The organism is Hallerella sp., assembly GCF_022776125.1.
GTDB lineage: Bacteria > Fibrobacterota > Fibrobacteria > Fibrobacterales > Fibrobacteraceae > Hallerella > Hallerella succinigenes.
Window position 1 is genome coordinate 27,973 of record NZ_JALFIA010000079.1, and the last position, 23,132, is coordinate 51,104.

At 49.8% G+C, this 23,132-nt stretch carries 19 protein-coding genes and 1 tRNA gene; 6 read left to right on the plus strand and 14 right to left on the minus strand.

The features are described from left to right. Positions 1–32: 32 nt before the first annotated feature. From MR847_RS09315 to hemW, 5 genes are all read right to left on the minus strand, one after another. Complete coding sequence (locus MR847_RS09315; protein WP_100426118.1) at positions 33–269, minus strand: hypothetical protein; 237 nt, start codon at positions 267–269, stop codon at positions 33–35. Positions 270–328: 59 nt separating this feature from the next. Continuing rightward, positions 329–1,087: a phosphoglycerol geranylgeranyltransferase gene (locus tag MR847_RS09320; RefSeq protein ID WP_287723605.1), complete on the minus strand. Its 759-nt coding sequence runs from the start codon at positions 1,085–1,087 to the stop codon at positions 329–331. Positions 1,088–1,115: 28 nt separating this feature from the next. Continuing rightward, positions 1,116–5,123 carry a hypothetical protein gene (locus MR847_RS09325; RefSeq protein ID WP_287723606.1) on the minus strand — a complete coding sequence of 1,336 codons (4,008 nt, stop codon included), beginning with the start codon at positions 5,121–5,123 and terminating at the stop codon, positions 1,116–1,118. A gap of 15 nt (positions 5,124–5,138) precedes the next feature. Then, positions 5,139–7,760 (minus strand): hypothetical protein, encoded by a 2,622-nt coding sequence (locus tag MR847_RS09330; RefSeq protein WP_287723607.1) that lies wholly within the window; start codon positions 7,758–7,760, stop codon positions 5,139–5,141. Positions 7,761–7,943: 183 nt separating this feature from the next. Next, positions 7,944–9,110 carry a radical SAM family heme chaperone HemW gene (gene hemW, locus MR847_RS09335; RefSeq protein ID WP_157798004.1) on the minus strand — a complete coding sequence of 389 codons (1,167 nt, stop codon included), beginning with the start codon at positions 9,108–9,110 and terminating at the stop codon, positions 7,944–7,946. 263 nt (positions 9,111–9,373) lie between these two features. On the opposite strand from hemW, the gene MR847_RS09340 reads away from it, so the two are divergent. The 3 genes from MR847_RS09340 (at position 9,374) to MR847_RS09350 (ending at position 11,701) form a co-directional block, all read left to right on the plus strand. Then, positions 9,374–10,402 (plus strand): adenylate/guanylate cyclase domain-containing protein, encoded by a 1,029-nt coding sequence (locus tag MR847_RS09340; protein ID WP_277000684.1) that lies wholly within the window; start codon positions 9,374–9,376, stop codon positions 10,400–10,402. A gap of 77 nt (positions 10,403–10,479) precedes the next feature. Next, positions 10,480–10,552: transfer RNA gene (locus MR847_RS09345), tRNA-Gly, on the plus strand. An 828-nt stretch (positions 10,553–11,380) separates the two neighbouring features. Further along, positions 11,381–11,701 carry a TfoX/Sxy family protein gene (locus MR847_RS09350; protein ID WP_073302537.1) on the plus strand — a complete coding sequence of 107 codons (321 nt, stop codon included), beginning with the start codon at positions 11,381–11,383 and terminating at the stop codon, positions 11,699–11,701. A gap of 209 nt (positions 11,702–11,910) precedes the next feature. On the opposite strand, the gene MR847_RS09355 is transcribed toward MR847_RS09350, so the two are convergent. Together MR847_RS09355 and MR847_RS09360 are read right to left on the minus strand one after the other, a co-directional pair. Beyond that, positions 11,911–12,651, minus strand: a complete 741-nt coding sequence (locus MR847_RS09355; RefSeq protein ID WP_073302535.1) for a hypothetical protein — start codon at positions 12,649–12,651, stop codon at positions 11,911–11,913. Between the two features lie 3 nt (positions 12,652–12,654). Then, complete coding sequence (locus tag MR847_RS09360) at positions 12,655–13,563, minus strand: DUF5683 domain-containing protein (RefSeq protein ID WP_233126554.1); 909 nt, start codon at positions 13,561–13,563, stop codon at positions 12,655–12,657. Here MR847_RS09360 and MR847_RS09365 point away from each other — a divergent pair. Beyond that, positions 13,538–14,236 carry a hypothetical protein gene (locus tag MR847_RS09365; protein ID WP_287723608.1) on the plus strand — a complete coding sequence of 233 codons (699 nt, stop codon included), beginning with the start codon at positions 13,538–13,540 and terminating at the stop codon, positions 14,234–14,236. The genes MR847_RS09360 and MR847_RS09365 overlap by 26 nt on opposite strands. Positions 14,237–14,613: 377 nt before the next feature. After that, a complete protein-coding gene (gene rfbD / locus MR847_RS09370) occupies positions 14,614–15,528 on the plus strand; it encodes a dTDP-4-dehydrorhamnose reductase (RefSeq protein ID WP_276993431.1) in 915 nt (304 codons plus the stop codon). A gap of 12 nt (positions 15,529–15,540) precedes the next feature. On the opposite strand, the gene prfB is transcribed toward rfbD, so the two are convergent. The 6 genes from prfB to asd all read right to left on the minus strand — a co-directional run bounded on the left by prfB (position 15,541) and on the right by asd (position 20,626). Continuing rightward, positions 15,541–16,645 (minus strand): peptide chain release factor 2 gene (prfB, locus tag MR847_RS09375; protein WP_095849475.1). Its coding sequence is split into 2 segments (ribosomal slippage): positions 15,541–16,575 and positions 16,577–16,645, totalling 1,104 coding nucleotides; the frame shifts between segments, so codons are not numbered across the junction. Continuing rightward, the gene (locus MR847_RS09380; RefSeq protein ID WP_073302527.1) at positions 16,645–17,658 is read right to left on the minus strand and encodes a peptidylprolyl isomerase; all 1,014 of its coding nucleotides are present in this window, start codon (positions 17,656–17,658) and stop codon (positions 16,645–16,647) included. The genes prfB and MR847_RS09380 overlap by 1 nt, the downstream gene beginning before the upstream one ends. A 58-nt stretch (positions 17,659–17,716) precedes the next feature. Then, positions 17,717–18,052 carry a GerW family sporulation protein gene (locus MR847_RS09385; RefSeq protein WP_073302525.1) on the minus strand — a complete coding sequence of 112 codons (336 nt, stop codon included), beginning with the start codon at positions 18,050–18,052 and terminating at the stop codon, positions 17,717–17,719. Positions 18,053–18,067: 15 nt separating this feature from the next. Continuing rightward, positions 18,068–18,925: a hypothetical protein gene (locus MR847_RS09390; RefSeq protein WP_073302523.1), complete on the minus strand. Its 858-nt coding sequence runs from the start codon at positions 18,923–18,925 to the stop codon at positions 18,068–18,070. Next, positions 18,912–19,733 (minus strand): hypothetical protein, encoded by an 822-nt coding sequence (locus MR847_RS09395; RefSeq protein ID WP_276993437.1) that lies wholly within the window; start codon positions 19,731–19,733, stop codon positions 18,912–18,914. Before MR847_RS09395 ends, MR847_RS09390 begins: the two co-directional genes overlap by 14 nt. Before the next feature lie 35 nt (positions 19,734–19,768). Beyond that, positions 19,769–20,626, minus strand: coding sequence for an archaetidylserine decarboxylase (asd, locus tag MR847_RS09400; protein ID WP_073302519.1), 858 nt, complete (start codon positions 20,624–20,626; stop codon positions 19,769–19,771). Positions 20,627–20,707: 81 nt separating this feature from the next. Here asd and MR847_RS09405 point away from each other — a divergent pair, with 81 nt between their 5' ends. Continuing rightward, the gene (locus MR847_RS09405; RefSeq protein ID WP_158223333.1) at positions 20,708–21,670 is read left to right on the plus strand and encodes a calcium/sodium antiporter; all 963 of its coding nucleotides are present in this window, start codon (positions 20,708–20,710) and stop codon (positions 21,668–21,670) included. 682 nt (positions 21,671–22,352) lie between these two features. Here the strand turns inward: MR847_RS09405 and MR847_RS09410 are convergent. Continuing rightward, the coding region (locus MR847_RS09410; protein WP_276993442.1) for a transketolase-like TK C-terminal-containing protein at positions 22,353–23,132 on the minus strand (780 nt) is incomplete at its 5' end.

Consider the following 23,132-nt stretch of genomic DNA (forward strand, 5'->3'; position numbering starts at 1 on the left):
GTGATACGTCTTTTGGAGATTCTCCACTTCAATCATAATTCGTCCTCATTCCCCTTCGCCATCTTCTTCAACGTCTTTCGGTTGAATACGTAATAAAGCACTGCGCCAATCAAATAACAGAGCAGTCCCGCATAGAAGAAATAATTGAGCGAAGAAATCGGAAAACCCGGGAAGATGCGATTCAGCAAAGGATGTCCAAAGAAATACATCAAAACCAAAACGACACCGAGTAAACGTAGCCCATACGTCAAAACAATTTTCTTATCCATAAAAAATCTCCGAGGGGAAGTTCCTTCGGAGAAAAAATACTCTTTTAACAGAAAAAATGTTAACCCTTTACGTGGATTGACGCCGCGAATTCCTGAAGCAGAACCGGGTCCTTCACCTTTTCCCAAAGGGTACCCGTCACAATGATCTGCGCTCCCGCAGCAACGCGAGCGTGAGCGGTTTCCGGTTCACGGATGCCACCGCCTGTAATAATCTTCATCTGCGTCGCTTTTCGCGTGTAGGCGATATGTTCCACCGGCACCGGCAATTCTGCGCCAGAACCCGCCTCTAAATACACGTAGCGCATGCCCATGAGTTCCGCCGCAATCGAATGCACCATCGAAAGCTTTGGTTTATTCGCCGGAATCGGAGAAGTATTGCTGATGTATTCCACCGCAGTCGGTTTTCCGCTATTGATTAGCTCGTAAGCGGTCGGAATCGCTTCCATGCCAAGAGAACGGATGAGGACGCCACCGCGCACCTGTTCATCGATCAGGTAATTCGGATTCCGTCCAGAAACAAGCGTAATGAAAAGGACGGCATCAAAGCCCGGCACAACCTGAGAAGCACCTCCCGGGAAAAGTACCACCGGAAGCGAAACTTCTTTCTTGAGAGCCGCCACCTGGTCCGGCAACTTGAAATTTCCCATGAACGAGCCGCCCACAAGCAAAAGGTCTGCGCCGTTTTCCGCAGCCATGGAGCCCGCTTTCAAGAGAGCTGTATCGTCCGAAGTATCCGGGTCGAGCAACACGGCGAACAAAGCGCCGCGTTTTTCGATTGCCGCATTCAAGGCTGATTCCGTTTTTCCAATTTGAAGCATGTCCGAAATATAGGAAAGAGGGGAATTTTTATTTCTGCTTCTTCCGACGAACGCCCCACTTGTCACGCATTTCTTCCTGAATTTTCTTTTGTTTGTAGCGGACAACGAGCTTGAACTGGACAATATAGACCCCTGCGCCGACCAAACGACCGGTGTGATCCTTATAATTCCAGTTGACAAACACCTTCTTATCCGTCGTCAAGCAGTTCTGATTCGTTCCGAATGCAGGGCTGTTACACGGAATGTTGAACGTTGTGTCCGTCACATACTGCCCCTGATTGTCGAAGTAGCTTACGCTGAAGTTCACAAACACGTCAGCCGGATCGATACTGTCGAGGACCGAAGAGTCGTAATTGCCGTCTGCATCGATCTTTGCGCCGTCAATCAGCTGCGGAACAAAGCGTTCGCCGAGGGAAATCAAATGTCCTAGCGTCCCTTCGTCACGCAAATCGGAAGTACGCGTCTGATTCGAAACGTACGAGATCGACACCGAATTCAGCGTGTTCTCCACATACTTTTCCGGATCGAAGAAGCCCATGTTCACCGATTCCACGATCTTGCCGAGCAAGCCTCCGATGACGACCGGCGAAGCATTTTCCACCGATTCGTTACCGTAGATATCCGAGATCTTCGACTTTTCGCCAGCGACGATCATCAAAGAGTCTCCCGGCACAATGCCATCCGTGGATTCGCGAAGGACCAAGCGAACGCTCTTGCCATCCGAAGCCCAAAGAATCGTCACCGGATTCAGGTCAATCGTATCCTTGCCATGGATGTAAGCAAAGAAGTCCTTACCCGTCAGAGAGGAATAGTCCACTTCTTCCGAGAAGGTCACCATCAACGTATCGCGCTTCGACTCTTCGCCGTAATGGAGAGTGGCCGATGCAATGACAGGCGCCATTTTGTCTTCGATCGAAATCGTCTGGGAATTCACAAAGGAATTGCCGAAGATGTCATAGTACGTGTAAAGCGTTGCGGCCGGAATTTCCGAGCTAATGCTCGTAAGGTTCGAAGCCACGTTCACATTGCTCTTCACAATCCAGCCGACACTCTTGCCGTCCGCGCTCAAGATTAAATCTCTCGGCTGAGCCTGGAGTTCAATCAAAAGCCCACGAGAGCTGTACCACGGGAACGAGAAGTAGAAGCTTTCGAGATCTTCCGCGGTCACCTTCGAAGAGAACTGGACCGAGATCGAATCGAGAGCGCCGTCTCCATCCGTATCGTAGTACTGCACCGAAGTAGCTGCTGGATAACGATTCGTCACCGTCACCGGAACCTGACGGTCGTATTCCGCTGTTGCAATAAACGAAAGATTGTGGAAAGTCGCCGCCGGAGCCAGGGTCACATAGTCTGTGCTACCGTTCAGTCCAAGCGAATCTCCCACGAGAATGATCATGTTCTTCGTCGGCAGGTAAACGCTGACTTCGTCGAGATCAAAGCCCAAGCCGTTCAACCAGACGATCATCTCCGGATTATTCAAATCCGCCGGAATGATGTCGATGTTGAATTCGACGAAAAGCGAGTCTCGGCCATTCTGGTTGCGGATTGCATAAGCCTGCTTGATCACGTGAGAGCCGAGCTGCAAAAGTTCAGAATCACGGCGGTAATTGGAACCCGTTTCGCTCGTATAGGTTACAATGACACGCGCATCTTCCGGGAACTTTTCCGATTCCAGAGAAAGGCCTTCAGCGCTTGCGTAGATTCTCGATCCCGAAACCGTAATCGCACTGCTGACTTCAAGGGTGTCCCCATCCACGACGATTGCAAGCCCCGTGACCGACATGCCATCAGGAATCGTATCTGCAAGAATCACTTCGAGCGAATCCAAGAAACCGTCATCGTCCGAATCCTGGATATATGCGGTTTCCGCCTTCGGAATCGGATCGTAGAAGTTAATGCCGTCAAAGATGATCAAGTGACCGTCTTTATCCGTAAAGTAGATGCTGCCGACAGAAACGACCGTATCTGCCGTCACCCAAATCATAATGTCCGAATCGGAGACCGAGACAGCGATATTCGCATTCGGATTGCTCGGATTCGTCGGATCCACAAAGAGGAGGCCATCCGAGCCGGACACGAAAATCGAATCCGCATCTTCGAAATATTCCTTGATCTTGCCGGCATCAAGCGTAATCTGGATAACGTCACCCACGTTCACGTTTTCACGACCCGTTGCCGAAGTCGTATCGGAACCGTAGCTCGGAAGCAGAGTCGAAGAGGCCGTCGAATCCGTCACATAGGTATTGCCGTTGATGACGACCGTATTCAATCCCGAAGAAGAATCCGAAGAAATCGGAATGAGCTTCGAGCCTTCCGTCACCAAGGTATCGCCCTTATCGCGCTTATCGTTGGTCGGATAGACGTCGGAACCGTCCTGCGTTTCCGTATTTTCATCACCAAAGCCCTCATAGAAAGTCGAATCGTTCACCCAAGGCGGAACCCAATCGTCCCCAGTGCCCGAGGCACTCGAACTCGAACTGCCCGGCACATCGTCATCGCCCGTGCCAGTGCCACTGCTCGAAGACTTTGGATCGTCGCCCGTGCCAGTACCGCTGCTCGATGAATTCGGATTGTCGCCCGTGCCAGTACCGCTGCTCGATGAATTCGGATTGTCGCCCGTGCCAGTACCGCTGCTCGATGAATTCGGATCGTCGCCTGTGCCAGTGCCGCTGCTCGATGAATACGATGTACCACTTGAACTGGAATTCGTATTAGAGCCGCCCGAAGAACTGCTAGAATTTTCCTTCGAACTCGAAGAAACCGCAGAGCTCGAAGACTCGTGATAAACCGGCGCACTCGAAGAGGAGTGAGAATTCGAAGAAAGAATCGTTCCGCCGCTCGTATTTGCGGAAGTACGGTTTGAACCTGCACCTGCAATCGGTGCAAGATCATCCAAGTAGTTGTCGATCCACTGCACGTGAATCAAAATGTTGTTATTGATCAGCTTATTCGGATTGGACGTGTAGTCGAGAAAAATCAAATGACCCGAGTTGGAAGCCACAAAGATATGTCCCTTGTGGTCCGCCGTGCCCTGGTCCAAAAGCCAACGGATTTCATTCGAACCGCGAATTGCATAACCGCTCGTTTCAGCGCTGTTCGTCGAATAGCTACCCGTCATCAAACTATCGGGGAACACATATTTACGCAGGTCCACATCCGCAATGACTTTTTTCGTCGTTGGATCGATCTGCACAATATGGGAGTCGCCGAACAAAAGAATCGTATTCGAATATTCGTCAAAGCTTGCACCATGAGCCCCCTTCAACGAGTCGATCAAAGTCTTGGTTTTTAATCCTGTAATGTACTTAGCCGGGCATGGATTCGCATTGATAGCGCAAACCGTATCCACGATCATACCGAACTGAGCGTTATTAGAAGAATACTTGGAAATGGTACCGAGGTTACTCGAACGCGTATAGAACGCCTGACCGGTCTGATCCCACAGGATCGTCGTGATATTCGAAATATCCCCAGAAACCTTCACCTGGCGAATCTTTTCCAAACGACCGTTTGTCGCCGAATCAATTGCATACGTCACCAGGTTACCCGGAATACCCGCAGACCAAAGGACGGAATTATCCGGATTCACCATCAAGTGATAAGTCGAAGCACCGACGCCCGATTTGACCGTCTTTGTCACGCAAACGGATGTAAGCGTATCCGAAGCATCCATGTCCACTTTATAGACCGCATTGTTGCCCTGACCCGCCACAAGCAAGTCTCCATCCGGATGGTGTACAATCCCGTCGGCACCCGGAGTGCGGCAAAGGAGCTTCTTGTTCGAAAGCTTCAAGTAGCCGTTACCATCATAGTAATAGTCGAGCGACTTTGCACTCAGCTGTGCGCTGTAACGGGTGTAATAAACCGTTTCCGTTGTACTTGCCGACGGATACAGGTCACCCACCTGCTGAATCCAAATACCCGTTGCCGGATTATATGGAGTATTGACAGTCACGGAATCCGAACTGTCGGCAAATGCGATCGCCGTTGCGACTAAAAGCCACCCTAAGGCAATGAATTTTTTCCCGATCAACATAAACAATTCCTCCTATCAATCATCCAAAGCAAGCCCATTCTTTCCACCATGGACACCCCATTTGAAAATTTTATCATAAGTGTAGGAATTTTTGTTTCCGTACACCTTCAAATGGAACTGAGCCAGATAAACGCCCACGCCCGCTTTACGTCCTGAATTCGCACGTAAATTCCAGCGCAAGTAAAGTCTTTTCGCATTTTCAAAGCAGTTTCCGCCAAAATCCTCGTCGCTGCAAAGAATCTTATTATTCGCACTTGCCACAAAGGATCCGGTGTTCGTATAAATTTCCATCGACCAGTGCAAACCGATCTTGTCCAAATCCAGTTCACCTTCCGAAGAATCGGCAAAGATCGTCGAGAACGCGACGTCAAGCATCACGCCCAAAGACTTGCCCATTTCCGATTTAGTCGAAGTTCCTTCCGGGAAGAAACGTTCGGTAAATTCTGGGCCGTCATCTGCCAAAGCGACACGGTCAAGACCCACCATCGAAGCCGTTTCCATCACCACGCGCGGATCGCCTTCAATCGTCACGGTCTTCGAAGTTTCGCTGACTGCATTACCGCTCTTATCCGAAAAGGATGCGGACGGATGGATGAAGAGGGAGTCGTTCGGATTTGCACGGTTCAAGAGGTCGTCATTTTCGCCGAGCAACAGCGAAACTTCCGAGCTGTCTTCGTTCCAGATTGCATAAGAGAAGTCGAAGTACACGGAATCACCGTCCACGACAAAGCCGATAAAGTTCGGATTGCGGATCGCGTTCACATCGATTGATTCCGAGAAGGTTATTACCAAGCGGTCCGGACGTTTTTCGTTACTCGATTCCGGATTGAGGAAAGTGGAGGTGATTACCGGAGCCATACGATCATTCATATTCAGATACTGGATCGTCGAGCTGGAATCTCCATTGACGACGGTAATGTTTTCCATTGCGGAATAGCCGTACGCATTCGGATCGTCAATCGATGTGAGGTTCGGCATTACCATCGCCTGTTCCTTTTCCGAAAGCTTGTATGAAATAATTTTGCCGTCTTCGGAAAGGGTCAAATCTTCCGGATCCGGAGTGATGATCATTTCATTTTTTGCGGAATCGAGCCAGAAGAATTGGAAGTTCAAATTGGCGAGTTCTTCTTGCGTAATCGGGCTGTCTACGCCGATCGTCACGGAATCCATTTTGCCGTCGCCGTCCGAATCAAAGAAACCGTTGTTTTCATTGGACAGATACACATGGCCCGCATTCGTCACTTCCGCAGGCAAGTTGTAAGTCGCTACATTACCGTCTGCAGCCACAAGGCCCAAGTCGCCAAGTCCGACGACCACCGAAAGCGAATCCCCGACTTCTACAGTGCCCGGATCCGTTGTAAAAATCCAACGGGAGCCGTCCTTCGAAATCGCCTTCACGGTCACTTTTTCGCCGTTCGCAAGTTGCAGAACAGAGCCTTCTGTAAACGACGTGTCCAAATCCTTGTTGAAGTCGATGACGAGGGTGTCCTGAGCCTCGCCCTGACCCTTGATGAGAGTCACTCCCTGAATGGCAGGGCCGATACGGTCCAGAAGAACCGTGCTGAGTTCTGCCGCAGAACCGCTCTCTTCCGACGTCACATACACGATCAATTCACCCGTCGCGGAATCCTTGGCAAGGGATGTCTTCACGTCTAAAAGTTCGAGCACCGTCCCTTCGGCATTCACATTGTAATCGCCCGAATACTGTGTGCGCTTGCTGCCGTTCGGCCAGGTGGTAAAGAAGCTGTCGAGAGAAACCGTCTGCGTTTTACCAGAAAGATAAGCGATGATACTATCGCCCACACCGTCACCGTTTGCATCGTAAATAAAGGCGCTGTCGAGGGACGGCAAATCCGAATACTCAAAGGCGAGCGAACCGGGGAAGGTTTCGTTCACAAAATACGAGGAATCCGACGGGTTCACCAAACCGCTCGCCGTAAATTCCCCACCCGAAACCGCAGAGACCGCATGAATCTGGAAAGCGCCAACGCCCTTTTGCAAAATGACCTGATCCGTCGTATCCCCCGCCAAGGTCGTAAACACGAGATTTTCGGAGCCACGCTTGGGATTCAGCGCAAAAGAACGCTTGTGGATCGTCGTATCCGTCAAACCGGAATCCGGACCGACTGGAATCACCGAACGCACAAAGACCGTCAAAGACGAATCCACCGGCAGATTGAAAACCGATTTTTCATCGACCACAACCGTATCGCCCTTCGCATTCATATAGGAAAATTCAAGATATGGCACGTAGAACGTGTAATAGCGGAAAATCACCGGTTCCGCATTGGGATCGACCGCCATTCCAAGCGGAATATGCGTCGCCGGGAACTGCGAAGAAGCCTTCACATAGACAAATCCCTTGACCGTATCGGCGGTCACCGAAGCCGTCGGATGCGAAAGGGAATCCGTTGTCGAACAGGTCGTTTTTCCCGTCGAATAATCCTTTGTACAAGGATTCAAAAGAAGCGTGTCGTTCGGCGCATAAACCAAAAAGCTTGCGCCTTTAATCGCACTCTCCGAATTCCAGGTGTCCACACCGTCCGGAACGGTCCACAAATAGGAAATCGGAGACGTATAAATGGAATAATAACGGCAAGCGCCTTTAACCGGGCATTCTACAGCAGAAAAAACCATCGCAGCCGAAAAAGCAACGACACAAAAAATCCTTACGGATACAAAATTCAAGAACCAACGAAACATATTAGATTCTCACAAAGCAACGCCCGAAAGGTTTCTTTCTTATTATAAAGATAAACCAAATATTTAGGAATGTACTCAGATATTTACAATGTAAGATTTTTGCAACCGCCAAAAATCTCATTCCGGCAAAAGATTCTCCACGATGGAATCCATCAAAAGCCAGCCATCTCCGACGAGAAATACGCGAGAGCCGCTCTTTTTGAGGTATCCCTGGTCCACAAAACGCTGGATTTTTTCGTCAGGAATTTTCGTAAGTTCTTCTCTTTCAAGGGATTGCAAATCCAGACCTTCTCGGGTGCGCAACGAAAGCCAAATTTTTTCGTCCACGCGTTCCTTTTTTCCGAGCAAATCGACTTCCATTTGAGCTTCGGGACAGCCCGCTTCCACCCAGCGCTTCCAAGCGAGATATCTTCCCGGTGTCGCCATGCGTTTATCGCCGATAAATCCATGAGCGCCCGGTCCAAGGCCCAAATATTCGCCCCGCAGCCAATAATTGCGATTATGCAAGCTTTCTTCGCCTTTTCTCGCAAAATTCGAGACTTCGTAGCGCTCAATCCCATGTTCTTTGAGAATGTTTACGCCGCTTTGGTACATCGCCGGGTAAAGATCTTCGTCGAGGGCGATTTCCCCCTTTTCAAAGCGCCTGCCAAGAACCGTATGCGAATTCAGCGTGAGACCGTAAAAGCTCACATGTCCAATGCCCGATTCCGCAAGTTCCGTCACATCTTTTTCAAAACGTTCGAGCGTCTGGCCCGGAAGCCAAAACATAAGGTCCGCAGTCGCATGAAGCCCGTTTTTTTGCGTAAAACGCAAAATTCTCGAAAGCGCATCCCGGCTCTCCGCCGCTGAGCCCTTGCGCCCAATCGCCTGTAAAAGCGCATCGTCAAAGGTCTGGATTCCAAGGCTAAAACGCGTCACCCCGATCCGATAAGCCTCTTCCAAAAAGGCATCTGAAGAGGATTCCGGGTTACATTCGATATCGACTTCGCGCATTTCCTTCAAATGAATTCCAAGGTTTTCAAGACCTTGCACCAAACGCGACAATTCTTCGACCGGAAGCGCGGACGGAGTTCCTCCACCCAAATAGACAGTCGAAATTTCTTTCGCAAAATTCGCATTTTCGTCCAAACGAATTGCCGCTTCCCGCAACAGCAAATCCACATACTCGCGAAAGAGGCGTGCAGAACTCGCGACCGTTGCAAAATCGCAATAGCCACAAATTTTTGCACAAAAAGGGACGTGAATATAAAGTCCGTTCATCCAAAGCGAATATATATTAACCACGTGAGTGTTCCATCAAAATTCAAAGCCTTGTTAAAAAAAAGGATGCCTTCCATCCTGTTTTTTCTGCTGTCGTCGGTCGTTCTCGCTCTTGTTTCCGCTCTTCTATTTGGGCCTTCCTATAAGGAAATTTTCCTTGCCTTGATGCTGTGGAGCCTCCCCTTATTTTTGCACTAAAGGCTCTTATGGCAATCATCAGTACAAGACTTCAAAAGAGAAAAATCAAATCCATCGCCTTTTACATAGGCTGTTGGACTTTTTTCAGTTTGCTGTTTTGCTATTTCCATTTTTACGGCACTCCTCAGGCGCTTGATCCGATCCTTTTCATGAATGCGCTCCAGTTCTCGATTCTGACGGGGCTTTCGCACGGTGTTTACGACGTGATTGTTCTTCACGACGATCAGGACCCCCGTCCGATTATCGGAGCCTTCCTCATTCGTCTCTGGTATTTTATCGCCGTCGTCTTTATCGATATCACGCTTTGCATTCTGGTACAGAACTGGTACAAGGATGGATTTTTTATCGATGAGCAAGGAATAGAATCAATCCGCGACGCTTTCCAACTGCCATTTGTCCAGTCCTTCGCCATCTACGGCGTGCTCTGCGGATTCTTTATCACGTTCATCCGTTCCGTGAACAAGAAGTTCGGTCTCAACGTATTTCTCAACGCGGTCCTCGGCAAGACCCAGAATCCGACCGAAGTCGAACTCGTCTTTATGTTCGTGGATCTTAGCCAATCGACACACCTCGCCGAACAGATGGGACACATCAAATACAGCCGATTCCTCAAAGAATACTACCGACTGCTGTCGAACTGCTGCGAAGAAAACGGCGGCGACATCTACCAGATCGCAGGCGATGGCGTCTACCTGACCTGGCCGCTTTCCGCCTGCCGTAAAAATCCCCGTCCTATACTTTGCTTTGGCGACTTAAAGCGTTGTTTCTTCCGCACACGTCGCCGCTTCCGCGCGGAATTCGGTGCCTACCCCACTTTCAAGGCCGCAGCCCACTGGGGAAAGGTCACCATGACCGAAGTCGGCAACTTCCGCAGTGAAATGGCTTACCACGGCGACGCCATCAACACGACATCCCGCCTGCAGGATCTTTGCAGAATGCTCGGTGAAGAATTCCTGATTTCCAAAGAACTTTTAGAAGCCTTGCCGAACGTGGGCCGTTACCATCCGCTGCCCAAGGGAACTTTTGAACTCAAAGGCAAGAGCCATGAAACGGTCGTGTACGCCTTAAAGTTCATGCATCCCGACGTTCACGAAGAAAACAGGTCGGACGAGGAATAAAAATTCATTTTTTTTCATTTTCCCTCTTTTCTGCCCTTGACACTCCGATTTTTTATAGTTATTATTGGCGTGTCCTCGCGGGAATAGCTCAGTTGGTAGAGCACGACCTTGCCAAGGTCGGGGTCGAGGGTCCGAGTCCCTTTTCCCGCTCTAAAACAAAAAGACGCTGCAAAGCGTCTTTTTTTATGCTAAAAGGGACGAGGAACCGAGAAGAGAGGCCGAACGGACGCGGACTGAGCGTAGCGAAACATGGACGCGGACGGGACTCGACGCCCTGTGTCGAGCCCTTGCGGTGAGCGAGGAGCGCGCTCTTGCGCGAGACTCCGAGCGAATCACTCCCTTTTCCCGCTCTAAAACAAAAAGACGCTGCAAAGCGTCTTTTTTTATGCTAAAAGGGACGAGGACCCGAGAAGAGGGGACGACCGGATGCGGAACTTGTTTGTGAATGTATAAAGGAATTTTTCAGTGAGAACATTATGGCAAGACGCGAATGCAACAAAGCCATATCAATCTTGTTCGCAACCCGTTTTGTGAAAATGCGAGAAAGGACGATCTCCCGACCAACTGAAATTTTCTAGACCCATAGAATAGCGAGCTTTTCGCAATCAGCGAGAAAGGGCGCCATTTCTAAGAAGAAATTTTCCCTTTGAAAAAGCCTTCTCCCTTGTGAAAAAACGCATCTTCATATATTGAATAATTCAAAGCCACATTTTATATTGCAGATACTCGCCATAAAAATCGTATTCGCACCTTGAAACAAATTGTTCCAAGAAATACTTTTCAGAAATTCCAAGCTTCAAATGCCAATATAAAGGATTCTTCATACAAAAAGAACAGAATTCTCCAGTATTCAGCAGCCTCGAACGTAGCTGCCGCTTCCATCGCGCATTCTCTAAATTCTATTTTCCATTTCCGATTTTTCCTCCCTCTTTCTTATTTTTCAAAAAAATTTAATTTTGCCGAAACAAAAGGACTCCCATGCCTACCAGCCCTGACTTTCGGAACTTCATCCTCAATCAGCTTTCATCGCTAGACAAAATTTCGTCCAAGCAGATGATGGGCGAATACATTATTTATTTTCGCGGGAAAATAGCGGCCTATCTATGCGATAATCGATTGCTTGTGAAGCCGGTGCCATCGGCCTTGGCGTTTGTGAAAAATCCTGAATTCGCTTCGCCTTATCCGGGAGCAAAAGAGATGCTTCTCATCGAAGATATCGATTCGGCAACGTATCTAACCGATTTATTTCTAGCGATATTTAACGAACTTCCGTTTCCCAAAAAGACATCGAAAAAATAGGCACTCGGATTTCCGCCATTTACAAGACGGTGATGCGTTACTCCATTTCGTCCCAAAGCCGATTCAAGACCAGCATTAAAATAAAGAAATAGGGATTAGTGATCTCCGAAAAATCAGAAGCGAGGAGTGAAAAAGTGGTCAGACAAACAATTCGGACTCATCACTAACAACTGAAAACTAACCGCTATAATTCCTTGCGCAATCCGTTTTTAAAACGAAAGCAACAATGTCGCACCAGGGCCTTCCGGTCTAAATTCCGGGAAAATCGCCAAATGACGCGCAGCCGATGTTTCCGCCAGCGAACTCGAAGTGGAACGGTAAATCCGCATGACATCCAAAACCGAAATGACGCGGTTCAAAATCAGCGCCCCGATGGAAACCTGAAAAGCGATTCGGGAAATCCGATAGTTGCGCAAGATATCCCGGTAATGCGACATCCGGCGAGAGGTTTCCGGATTGTCGCTGGATCCCCAATTCCAGGTGTGCGCTTCGTCAAAAGGATAATCCTTGTCAATGGCGTAGCCGCTGCGAATCATCGCCTGGTTGTAATCTTCGTCCGAATCCGGATTGGCATTTTCCCCATCGACCCCCCCACGACTCCGGTAATCGCCGAGCAGATTCAAAAAGCTTTCGCTTGATGGCGGATTGGAAATTCCCGCATAACGGGACGCATACGAACGAGCGCTGGCAATTTGCCGTTCCCCAAAGAAATAGCTGCCAAAAGTGGCGACCCACAATGCGACATCCGTCCAAACATAAGCTTTTACAAATGTTTCCTCGCCCAAATAATGCTGTCCCATTCCCGGAAGCAAAAGCGAAGCACCAATAGCCAGCGGCAAACTTTTTTGCGAATTTCTGCTGATCGATTCATCCACCGAAATCACTACAGGCTGCGCAGAAATTTCGGCGACGCAAAGAAAGAGAACAAAGGCAGCGAGCAATTTTTTCATGGTCTAGAAATTGAAATAGACATTCAACATCGAACGGGAATCCGACGGAACAAATCCGCCTTCAAAATGCAACCGGTCAAACCAGGAAAGCTCTTCTTCGTAAAGGACTTTGTTATGCGCATGAGCGGACCAGGCGGCATCTAAAGCGGAAACAATGTGGTTCAAAATCAACCCGCCAAAGAACCAGGCCTGCATATCGGCATAATCATTCGCCTTGCTTCGCATGCTGCGGTAGGTTTTCCAGTTGGCGGATTCACCGAGCGGAACAACTTCCGAATCGCGATCGCCCAGATTCAGTGCAGATACGGGAGTTTCATTTTCCACATCATCCCAACCCAAAACATAAGCCGAACCGGCAATTGTAGAATAGAACGAACCCGAATTATACAGGCTGAACGAACCGTTCAGATGATTGACGTGATTGTTGTCCTTCGTCATTTCGGTAGAAGCGTCTCCCGTATAGCAGCCATTCGTCGAAGCGTCCCCATAAATCGACTTGCAATAGGATTCCCGGCTAGAAAGATAACGCTCCACAAATTTGCTTTCTTCATCGGAATCATCCAGCCCGTTGCGCAAGTCGTGCATTTTCGATTCATATTGGTGAGCCGAAAAATGCTTTTTCGCAAAATTCTTGTAGCGGTCCGTCTGCTTGTCATACTTGTAAACGGAATAGTAATACCAGCTTCCCCACAAAGCGCCTTCCAAAGCCAGATATACGGCTCCGCGGACATAATTAAACGTCGAACCGCCCACATAGAGCTGTCCCGCTCCCGGAACGACCAGCGACATGAAGAGAGCCTTTCGCGGACTCTTGTATTTGCCTTTCATTTCATCGATGCTGTAAACCTTGGAAACCTTCGTGGGGCCGAGAATGTCCCGACGGGAAATGGAGGACGAACTAGCGACGAGCACGGAAGAAGAACTGGACGCCGCTGACGAAGAAGAAAGCGATGAGGAACTGGATATGGTGTCCGCCAAAGCCGACAACGCCGAATCCGAAACGGCAGAATCCGCCGAAGCAACCGCTGCGGAATCCGGCGGCAACGAATCCGCTACCGCAGACGAAAGATATCCAGACGAGGAACTTTCCACCGCAGAAGAATCCAAAGCCAAACTCGAAGAACTCATCAGGCTGCTGCTAGACGCCACCACCGAGGATGAACTCGTTTCTTGCGATGAACTGCTCGGCAACGTCGCCGAAGAGGACGCAGCTAAACTGGAACTGCTTTCTGCGGCAGCGGAACTCATCGCAGACGAAGAAGAAACAAGAGCTTCCGAAGAAGAACTCGGCTCTGCACTAGAGCTGCTTTCCTCGACCGCGGAGCTCACCGCCACCGAAGAGGAACTCAACGAGTCCGCTTTTTTTGTTTCCTCGTCAAATTCAGCAAACAAGTCCCGCACCTGCGCAAACGCGGCGGAAGAAAAAACTAAAAAACTGATAGCCATCACGATAAATCGCATGGAACAGAATTTACAAAAAAGCAATCGGGAAGATATTCAAGGCAAATGGAAAATGCCGTTTCCGCGGAAATCTGCCCTGCATTTTATCACCGCCTTTGCTCGTTTTTTATCACAACTATTTTAGAAATCATCCCATCATTGTCGCTAATTTCGGGAATTATATACAATCTTCCTCCAAATCCCCTCAAATAAAATTTTTTTCAAAACCTGAACTTTCTTTCACATGGTGAACTCCTTTTCAAACGGGGCATTTTCTTTCGCAAGGGGAATTCGGTTATCAGTTATCAGGATTCAGTTCCAACCGGTCCCTGCCCTTCGGCAGGCTCAGGGACCGCCGGTTGGTGTGCTTCGACGGACTCAGCAACCGGTTGTTGAACCACGGTTGATGAGCTGTCGAACCATGGTTGGTGACTAGTTGAAAGTTGGGAGGATTACATATCATTCCCCATTCTTTTATTGCATCGCCCGTTTTTTTCCTTGCCCTTTTCTAAATTTCATCGTATGAAAATTTTTGTTACCGGAGTGGCAGGACAGCTCGGCCACGATGTCATGAACGAGCTCGCCAAAAGAAATCACGAAGGCGTCGGCAGCGATATCGCTTCCGTTTATAGCGGTGTACAAGACGACAGTTATGTGACCAAAGCGACCTATATTCCTTTGGACATTACCGACAAAGAAACTGTTGAAAAAGTTTTGGGGCAAGTCCGTCCCGATGCGGTCATTCATTGTGCGGCATGGACCGCGGTTGATTTAGCCGAAGACCTAGACAAGCAGGAAAAAGTCCGCGCCATCAATGCAAAAGGCACCGAAAACATCGCCCGGATGTGCAAGCAGCTGGACTGCAAAATGATTTACATCAGCACCGACTACGTATTCGACGGACAAGGTACTACGCCTTGGGAGCCCGATTGCAAAGATTACAAACCTCTAAACATTTATGGGCAAACCAAATTAGAAGGGGAACTCGCCGTCGCTTTGAATCTGGATAAATACTTTATCGTTCGCATCGCCTGGGTTTTTGGCAAAAACGGCAAGAACTTTATCAAAACGATGTTGAACGTAGGAAAATCCCACGACACTGTCCGCGTAGTCCACGACCAAATCGGAACGCCTACTTACACTTACGATCTGGCACGCCTGCTGATAGACATGATAGAATCCGACAAATACGGCTATTACCATGCGACCAACGAAGGCGGCTACATCAGCTGGTATGATTTTACGCGAGAAATCTATCGACAGGCGGGATTGAAGACCAGCGTCATTCCCGTGACCACGGCGGAATACGGCATTTCCAAAGCCAAGCGCCCCTTCAACAGTCGCCTAGACAAATCCAAGCTTGTCAAAAACGGATTTAAACCGCTCCCGACATGGCAAGACGCCCTGAAAAGGTATCTCCAAGAAATTCAGGAATAAGCGGTCGAATGCTTACGCTTGCTGCGCTTCATGCAGCAAGTAGGCATTTACAAAAGCTTTGATTTTCCCGTCAAGAACGCCCGTCGTATCGGACGTTTCTTCGTTTGTACGCAAATCCTTGACCAGCTGATACGGCTGCAAAACATAGCTACGAATTTGCGAGCCCCATTCCACTTTTTTCTTCTCGGCAAGGCGGGCATCGCGCTTCGCTTCTTCTTCTTGGCGGTAATGTTCCGCAACCATTGTCGTCAGCATTTTCAAAGCCGTAGCTCGGTTCTGAATCTGCGAACGCTCCGTCTGGCAACTGGCGACAATCCCAGTCGGAATATGCGTCATACGGACGGCGGAATCGGTTTTGTTGATATACTGGCCGCCCGCCCCCGAAGAGCGATAGACATCGACTCGAATGTCCGCGGGGTTGATTTCAAATTGCACTTCGTCGTGTTCCGGATACAGATAGACAGCGCAAAAACTGGTGTGCCGCCGCGCATTCGCATCGAAAGGACTGATGCGCACCAGACGATGCACGCCGATTTCCGAGCGGAGAAGTCCATAAGCATATTCATCTTTGACTTCGATGGTCGCACTGTTGATTCCCGCCTCTTCACCTTCCTGAACATCGATGACTTTAAAGTCCATGCCTTCCCGTTCCAAAAAGCGCTTATACATACGAAGCAGCATTTCCGCCCAATCGTGAGCTTCTGTTCCACCGGCTCCCGGATGAATGGTCAGCACAGCGGCGCAAGCATCATCGGGCCCGGAAAGCATCCGGCGAAATTCCATTTCATCGACCCGATGGAGAAGGGTTTTGAATTCTTCTTCCACATTGTCGAAAAGTTCCTGCGAATCCGGTTCGGATTTTGCCATTTCATAAAGTTCGGACAAGTCGTTACAAGTCGAAGAAACTTCATTCCAATCGGCGATGACTTTTTTGAGCGACGTGATTTTTTTCAGGAGGGCCTGGGCCTTATCCTGATCGTTCCAGAGTTCCGGATTTCCGGACTCCTTTTCAAGGACGGAGAGTTCTACTTCTTTAGACTCGAGGTCAAAGATACCCCCGAAGTTTGTCAATTCGGGAGCGGAGCTCTGTAAGCCCTACATGGGAAGTTGTAGCCATTACTTGGAGCCTCCAATCGCATTTTCCGGTGTGTAGTCCTTGTTCAGATACTGCACTTTATACTTGGCGGCCAGCTCGTCGAGATAGGCTTTCACTTTCAGCTGGCGTTCCTGTTCCGCCTGCACGCGAAGGATGTATTCAATCTGCACCTTGTAATTTTCAAACTTGCCGTCGTTCTTTTCGGTAAGCATAAAAATCTGGAGGCCTTCAGTAGTGGAGAAAACGTCCGAGATGTCGCCGACGTTCAGATTGCCAATCGCCTTGGCAAAATCGGCCCCCTTGGACTTGGCGATGAATTTATTCATCACGCCGCCGGTTTTACGAGCGTCCGCATCGTCGCTGTATTGAGCGGCAAGGGTCGCAAAACTCGCTTTGCCCAAACGGACTTGAGCGGCAAGGCCTTTCAAAAGTTCCTTTTTATCGGCAACCGCCTGCTTGGATTCCCCCTTTTTGCTTTTCAAAAGAATCCGGGCTCCGCTAATCGTATCGTTCAGAGGAACCTTGGACTTGTTGAGTTCCCAATAAGCGGCAATCTGTTTGTCAGTCGGATCCTTGGGATACGGCACTTTCTGTTCCAGGATGATGTCGCTCTGCAACTGCTGTTCGATGCGTTCATTGAACTGCTTTTCGCTGATGTTGTTTTTCTTGAGTTCGTTCTTAAAAACTTCGGTGCTGGGATATTGCGATTTGAAAAGAGCCGCCACGCTGTCAATCCGAGCCTTGGGAACCTTGATATTCAAAGCCTTCGCTTCCAATTTGACCAGTTCCTGGCCGACCAGATTGTCGATAACCGCCCAGCGAACCTGCTTCATCGCTTCGGGTGGCACTTGACGTCCACGCGCCTGAGCCTTTGCCAACGCATCGGAGAGACTATCGATCCGAGCCCGGGAAATACCGGTTTTTCCGACACGAATAACATCCAAATTGCTTCCACTCATCAGCTGGGCGGAAGCCAGCGTCGAGCAAATCATCACAGGGAGAATGGATTTTTTAACAAGATTCAAAAAGCGCATAGATAGCCTTGGTTAATTTTTCTGACGGGGAAAATATAGAAAATTTACAGTGGAGATATCACTCGTCCGAAGGTTTCTTGTTCTTGAAAGCCGACAGGACATCCGGAACCAGATCCGCAATTTTGGAAACCATGTCATTTTCCCGCGAAACCGGCATGATGCGAACATCGTCGCCCGCAATCACGACAAAAGCGAGCGGATGGATAGAGAGTCCGCCGCCGGAAGCCGCCACATTTTCCTTTTTTCCGCCGAGTCCAAAGCCCATCGAAACACGGTTTACCGGAATAAGGGTAACGGCTCCCGCCTGAATGGGTTTGCCGATGACGGTTTCCGCCTGGGAAACCATACGGAGCTTTTCAAGAATTGTTTCTGCAAAAGTATCGATTTGTGACATATAGTCCCAATATAATTATTTCGGAGAATCGTAAACGCTCTGCGCCGCCTTTTGAAAATGATTTCGCAGGTTTTCTGCGGAAAGGGCGCCCCAAACGCAAACTACCCGACCGTCCGGAAGACGAAGGGCTGCTCCCCGGGTTTCCGCCCCAGCATTAAAAAAGACAGTGTCCGCGGAAAGGGCGACATTCCGATGCAACTTGCGGCTGTTTGCCACCCACACCTGCCAAGCGTCCTGCGGGACAGAGCCCCAACTCCGAGCCGCATTCCAAAAAACGTCATCGCCCCTATAGCCCAAAATCAACATCGGAAATTCCGATTCGACGCCCAAAAAATCCCGCATCTGGATAGAAGTCTGTCCAATCGCCCGATTCGAAATCGGCAAACTCAAAAATTCCTGTGGAAGGCCAGCGCGATAATTCGGAAATCCTTGCACAAAGCGTTCCAACTCGCTCCGTTCATAATTGCGCAGAAGCCCGTAGCGGAAAACAAAGAGCCGCCGACCGCCACGCATAGCGATTTCCCGGAAATTCCCTTCGACGACAGGGAAAGATTCCTGCACAAGCCCGCTATTCAAAAAGAACGCCAAAGCCGACATGTCGGAAGAAAATTCCAGAAGGCGAACGTGAAGAGTGTCCCCTTCCACAGGCACATATTCCAATTCCGCCATATTGGAAATGGCATAATTCCGCAGCTGCCAAGCCGAAGGAACTCGTCGAAGAACAGAAACGGAATCATACAGCTGCACATTTACGGGAGCTTTTTCTCGATACAGAAATTTGTACAAATTCAATTCCAGAAGAGATTCTTCTTGGTTGCAACCGCAAAAAGCAAGCAGCGCCCCTAAAATCATCCACCTTTTAATTTTTTTCATTTTTTAAACTCCGAGGACAAAACGCAGCGAGCGGGCACTTTTCGCAGTGTTCGGTGAAATCTGCGCAAAGCCATCCCGACGGCGAAGATTCCCAAAAGAACTGAAACGCGTGAGAAACCTTATGCGGATCTTGGGGCGAGAGCGCCTTGCAAAAAGTCGCCGAAAGCATTCGTTTTTGACGTTCCTCTTTTTGGGAAAATCCGATTTCCTTGCCGGGCCCCAAAAAGCCCATCCAGCAGCGAATGCCAAAAGAAAAAGGAATCGGGCAAATATCGCCAGGCTCTTTATTCCTAGAAATGGCAAGACCTCTGGGCTGCGCCGAAAAAAGGCGGGACAAGGCAAAAATCGCCTTGGGCTGATAGGCGCCCTTGCCCATAAAAAAAATTTCGCTCAAATCCCTGAGGATTCCTTTATACGATATAGAAGTCGCCCAGCCCACCAGCGGAGAACGCCTGCGGACAAAATTGCCGACGCTCCAGAAAATGCCGGGAACGCTTTCTTCCAAAGGCCAGTCGTACGTCTTTTTGGCTTGGCGAACCAAATCCCGAATTTCCACTTCTTGAGGAAGCGGAAAAGTCCAAAGCCTTTCATCGGGATATTGCCGAGAGAGGACTTCGAGAACTTTCTGCAACAAATAAAGCGGAATTTCCTGCGCAAGACAAGAACCGAACAAAACCCAAGCGATACGGCCTTCCAGCGTTTTCGAATGCTCGGCGACAGCGACAATCGGATCAGGAACAGATGCAAACGCCCGCACAAAATCTGCCGTAGCCCGCATAACGTCCGGATGTTCGATTTCCCATCTCATCTTTTGTGCAAAAATCGTCCGTGCAACGAAGATTTTTAAACCAGCGATTCGCCCATTTTAATAGCTTTGCCAAGCGTCGATTGGAAAAGTTCGGGAAGCCGGCTGGCAAGAATTTCGTCGGCGACGAGAATCACCGTGCTGCCCATTTCAAAACGCCCCAATTCCGCGCCCCGTTCAAAACGGTATTCCGAGCGGGGAATGTAATCGATTCGCGGCGCTTTTCTCGGCAATTTTCCCACATTCGTTATCCAGTTCGGCGCATAATTCACCACAATGCGCCCCACATTCGTCGCCCCGACTTTTACCAAAAGCAATTCCCCGCCGCCGTCAACGGCTATCCGGGTGGTTATGCGTTCGTTAATGCAAAAAAGCCCTTCAACGCGTTCCACGCTCCAAGGGTTTACCGGCCAAAGCGTTCCCGGACAATAGCTCGCCGAAAGAAGCTTCCCCGCTACAGGCGAATGGATCCGGTGATAATTGAACGGAGCCAAATAAATCGTCGCAAAGCGTCCATTCGCAAAATGCGCCGCCAAATCTTCGTCCCGGATCAACTCGGCAAGGGAATACGTCTTGCCCTTTGCCTGGATCATCTGCGGATTTTTTCCGTTCAAGATTCCCGTCTGCGATTCCCGGCCATCGACCGGGCTGACCACTTCGGCATTCGCCAGCGGGCGCTTGCCCGGCGCCAGCTGCCGAACAAACAGTTCGCCGATATTCGCATACGACGAAAGCGGCAGCGCCGACTCCGACATATCCAGACGGTAAGCCTTGGCGAAAAGATTCCGAGCCCATTTTGAAAGTACGGGAATTTTCAGATGCACAAGATTTCCAAAGAGCCGGGATTCCAGATTCTTCGGGAGGAGTTTCATCAAAACATAACGAGGAGAATTCATTGGAGCAAATCTACAAATTTAACAAAACTCCGCCCGCACGCCTCAAATATGACGATGCGGATTTTATCTATTTTTTTCACCATGGATTATTTGTTTCTTTTTGCCGGACTAGCCCTGCTGCTTCTGGGAGCGGAATTTCTAGTCGATTCCTCCGTCGCTATTGCCAAGCGCGCCAAAGTTTCCAGCTTCGTCATCGGCCTGACCATTGTCGGCATGGGAACTTCTGCGCCAGAAATGTTCGTATCGCTCTCCTCGGCCTGGAACGGCAACGGCGATGTCGCCGTAGGAAACATCATCGGTTCCAACATCTGCAACATCTTTCTCATTCTCGGCGCATCGGCAACCATCCTTCCATTTGCCATCCAGGGAAACATCATCCGCCGGGACATTCCGTTTGGCATTTTCGCCGCCGTTCTAGTCACCCTCCTCGGGCACAAATCCCTGCTCTCCGATAATTTTTCCAACACGATCACCCGCATCGACGGCATCGTTTTTCTCGTCCTCTTTTTCGCCTACATGGGATTCACGATTTACAAAAGCCGAAAGGAAACAAGCGGCACGGAAGACGAAGCCATTTCCCGCCTCACCGGAAAGCCGGTTTTCCTTTTGATTCCAATCGCCATCGCGTCCCTTGCCGGACTTGTCTTTGGCGGCAAACTCTTTCTCGGGGCCGCAGAAAATCTGGCGCGGGCTTGGGGAGTCAGCGATGCGGTCATCGCCATCACCGTCGTCGCCCTCGGAACATCTCTTCCCGAACTGATTACATCCATCGTCGCCGCCCTCAAAAAAAATTCGGAACTCGCCTTCGGCAATGTCATCGGATCCAACATCTTCAACATCTTCCTTATTCTCGGCGTCTCGTCGGTCGCCAAACCGATTGCCATCCAAGGCGTCCGGGTAGAAGATTTCGCCGTCATGATTTTTGCGACCCTCTGCACATTCCTCGTCACCTGCACCTTCAGGCCCAAATACTTCGACCGCATCGAAGGAATCTTCTTTCTCATCTGCTACGTCGGCTATACCGCGTATCTCGTTATGCGCTGATCTTTCTGGGCGTGCCCCGCCTTCGGCGGGTCGGCGTGTTCCGGGCTCACTTCCAGTCGGTGCTTCGCACTGGCGCAAGCGCCACCCTCCACATGCCTCACGCAAAATCATTTCCAGCTACTTCCCATTCCTCAAAACAACGTTCCTGCAAAAACAGAGTCCTTTCTATTCCGTTTCTAAAAGCCTTTTCCAAAAAATTTCGTTTCTTCCGATTCAAAAAACGGGGCGCGGCATCGTGACATTCACTGTCCCGGATGAAAACGATTCGTGGCATCGTGCCATTCACTGCCCCGCGCAAAAAACGGACCGCGGCATCGTGACATTCGCCGTCCCAGACGAAAAACGGGCAGGCAACCGTTTCTCCAAACGCCCCTCTTTCACAGTTCCAGCCCTTCGGCTAGTTCGGTAGGCTCACTAACCAAGGCTCAGGGACCGGTTGTCGAACTAGCCGCTAGCCGCTGACCGCTAACCACCAACTCGCCATCCGCAAAAGCAGTACAATGCCCGAATAAACTTTTCCTTCCCATCCGAAATTCACTATTTAAAAAAGCCGTTTCACTGGAAAGAGAAGTTGTTCCCCTTTGAAAAGAAGTTTTTCCCTAAAAAGCAAAGCCCTTTCCAAAAAAAATCCCGGTCCGCAAGAACGAAACCGGGATAGAAAAACAATCAACGGGCCAAAAAATTAGCCGTTCACCTTTTTAAAGGCCGCAATGTTCTGCGCAAATTCAGCCAAATACTTCCGAGCATTTTTCGCCACCGATTCCGGTTCATAGCCGAACTTCTTTTCGAGAACGGAAGCCGGAGCCGAAGCCCCAAAGCGTTCCAACCCAGCAACCTTGCCAAATCCGCCGACCACGTCCTTGAAAAGAACGGGAAGCCCGCTCGAAAGCGCATACACCGGCGTCCATGGCACGATGACGGATTCGCGATAGGCTGCATCCTGAATCAGGAACAACTTCGGGCTTATCATGGAAACGACCCGCACATTTTTGCCTTCGCCGCGCAAAATTTCCGCAGCATCATGACAAAGCAGAACGTCGGAACCATTAGCCACAAAGGTCAAATCCGGATTTTTGCCAGACGGCGTATTGTCGCTGACAATGTAAGCGCCCCGCCGACATTTGGCGGCTTCCGCATAACGGGAAGTTCCCTGCGGCACAGGAAGAGCGCCCACTTTCTGACGGGTCAAAATCAAAGCGGTCGGGCTGTCCTCGTTTTCAAAAGCCATTTCCCATGCAACCGTCGTTTCGGCGGCATCTGCCGGGCGCAAGACGAGCATCTGCGGACGCCCATCTTCCTTCACAAGGTCTTCCAAAAGCCGAAGCTGCGTTTCATGTTCAATGGGCTGGTGAGTCGGGCCGTCTTCGCCGACGCGGAAACTGTCGTGCGTAAAGACATACTTGACCGGAAGCCCCTGAAGAGCCGCCATGCGGATGACCGGCTTCATAAAATCGCTAAACAC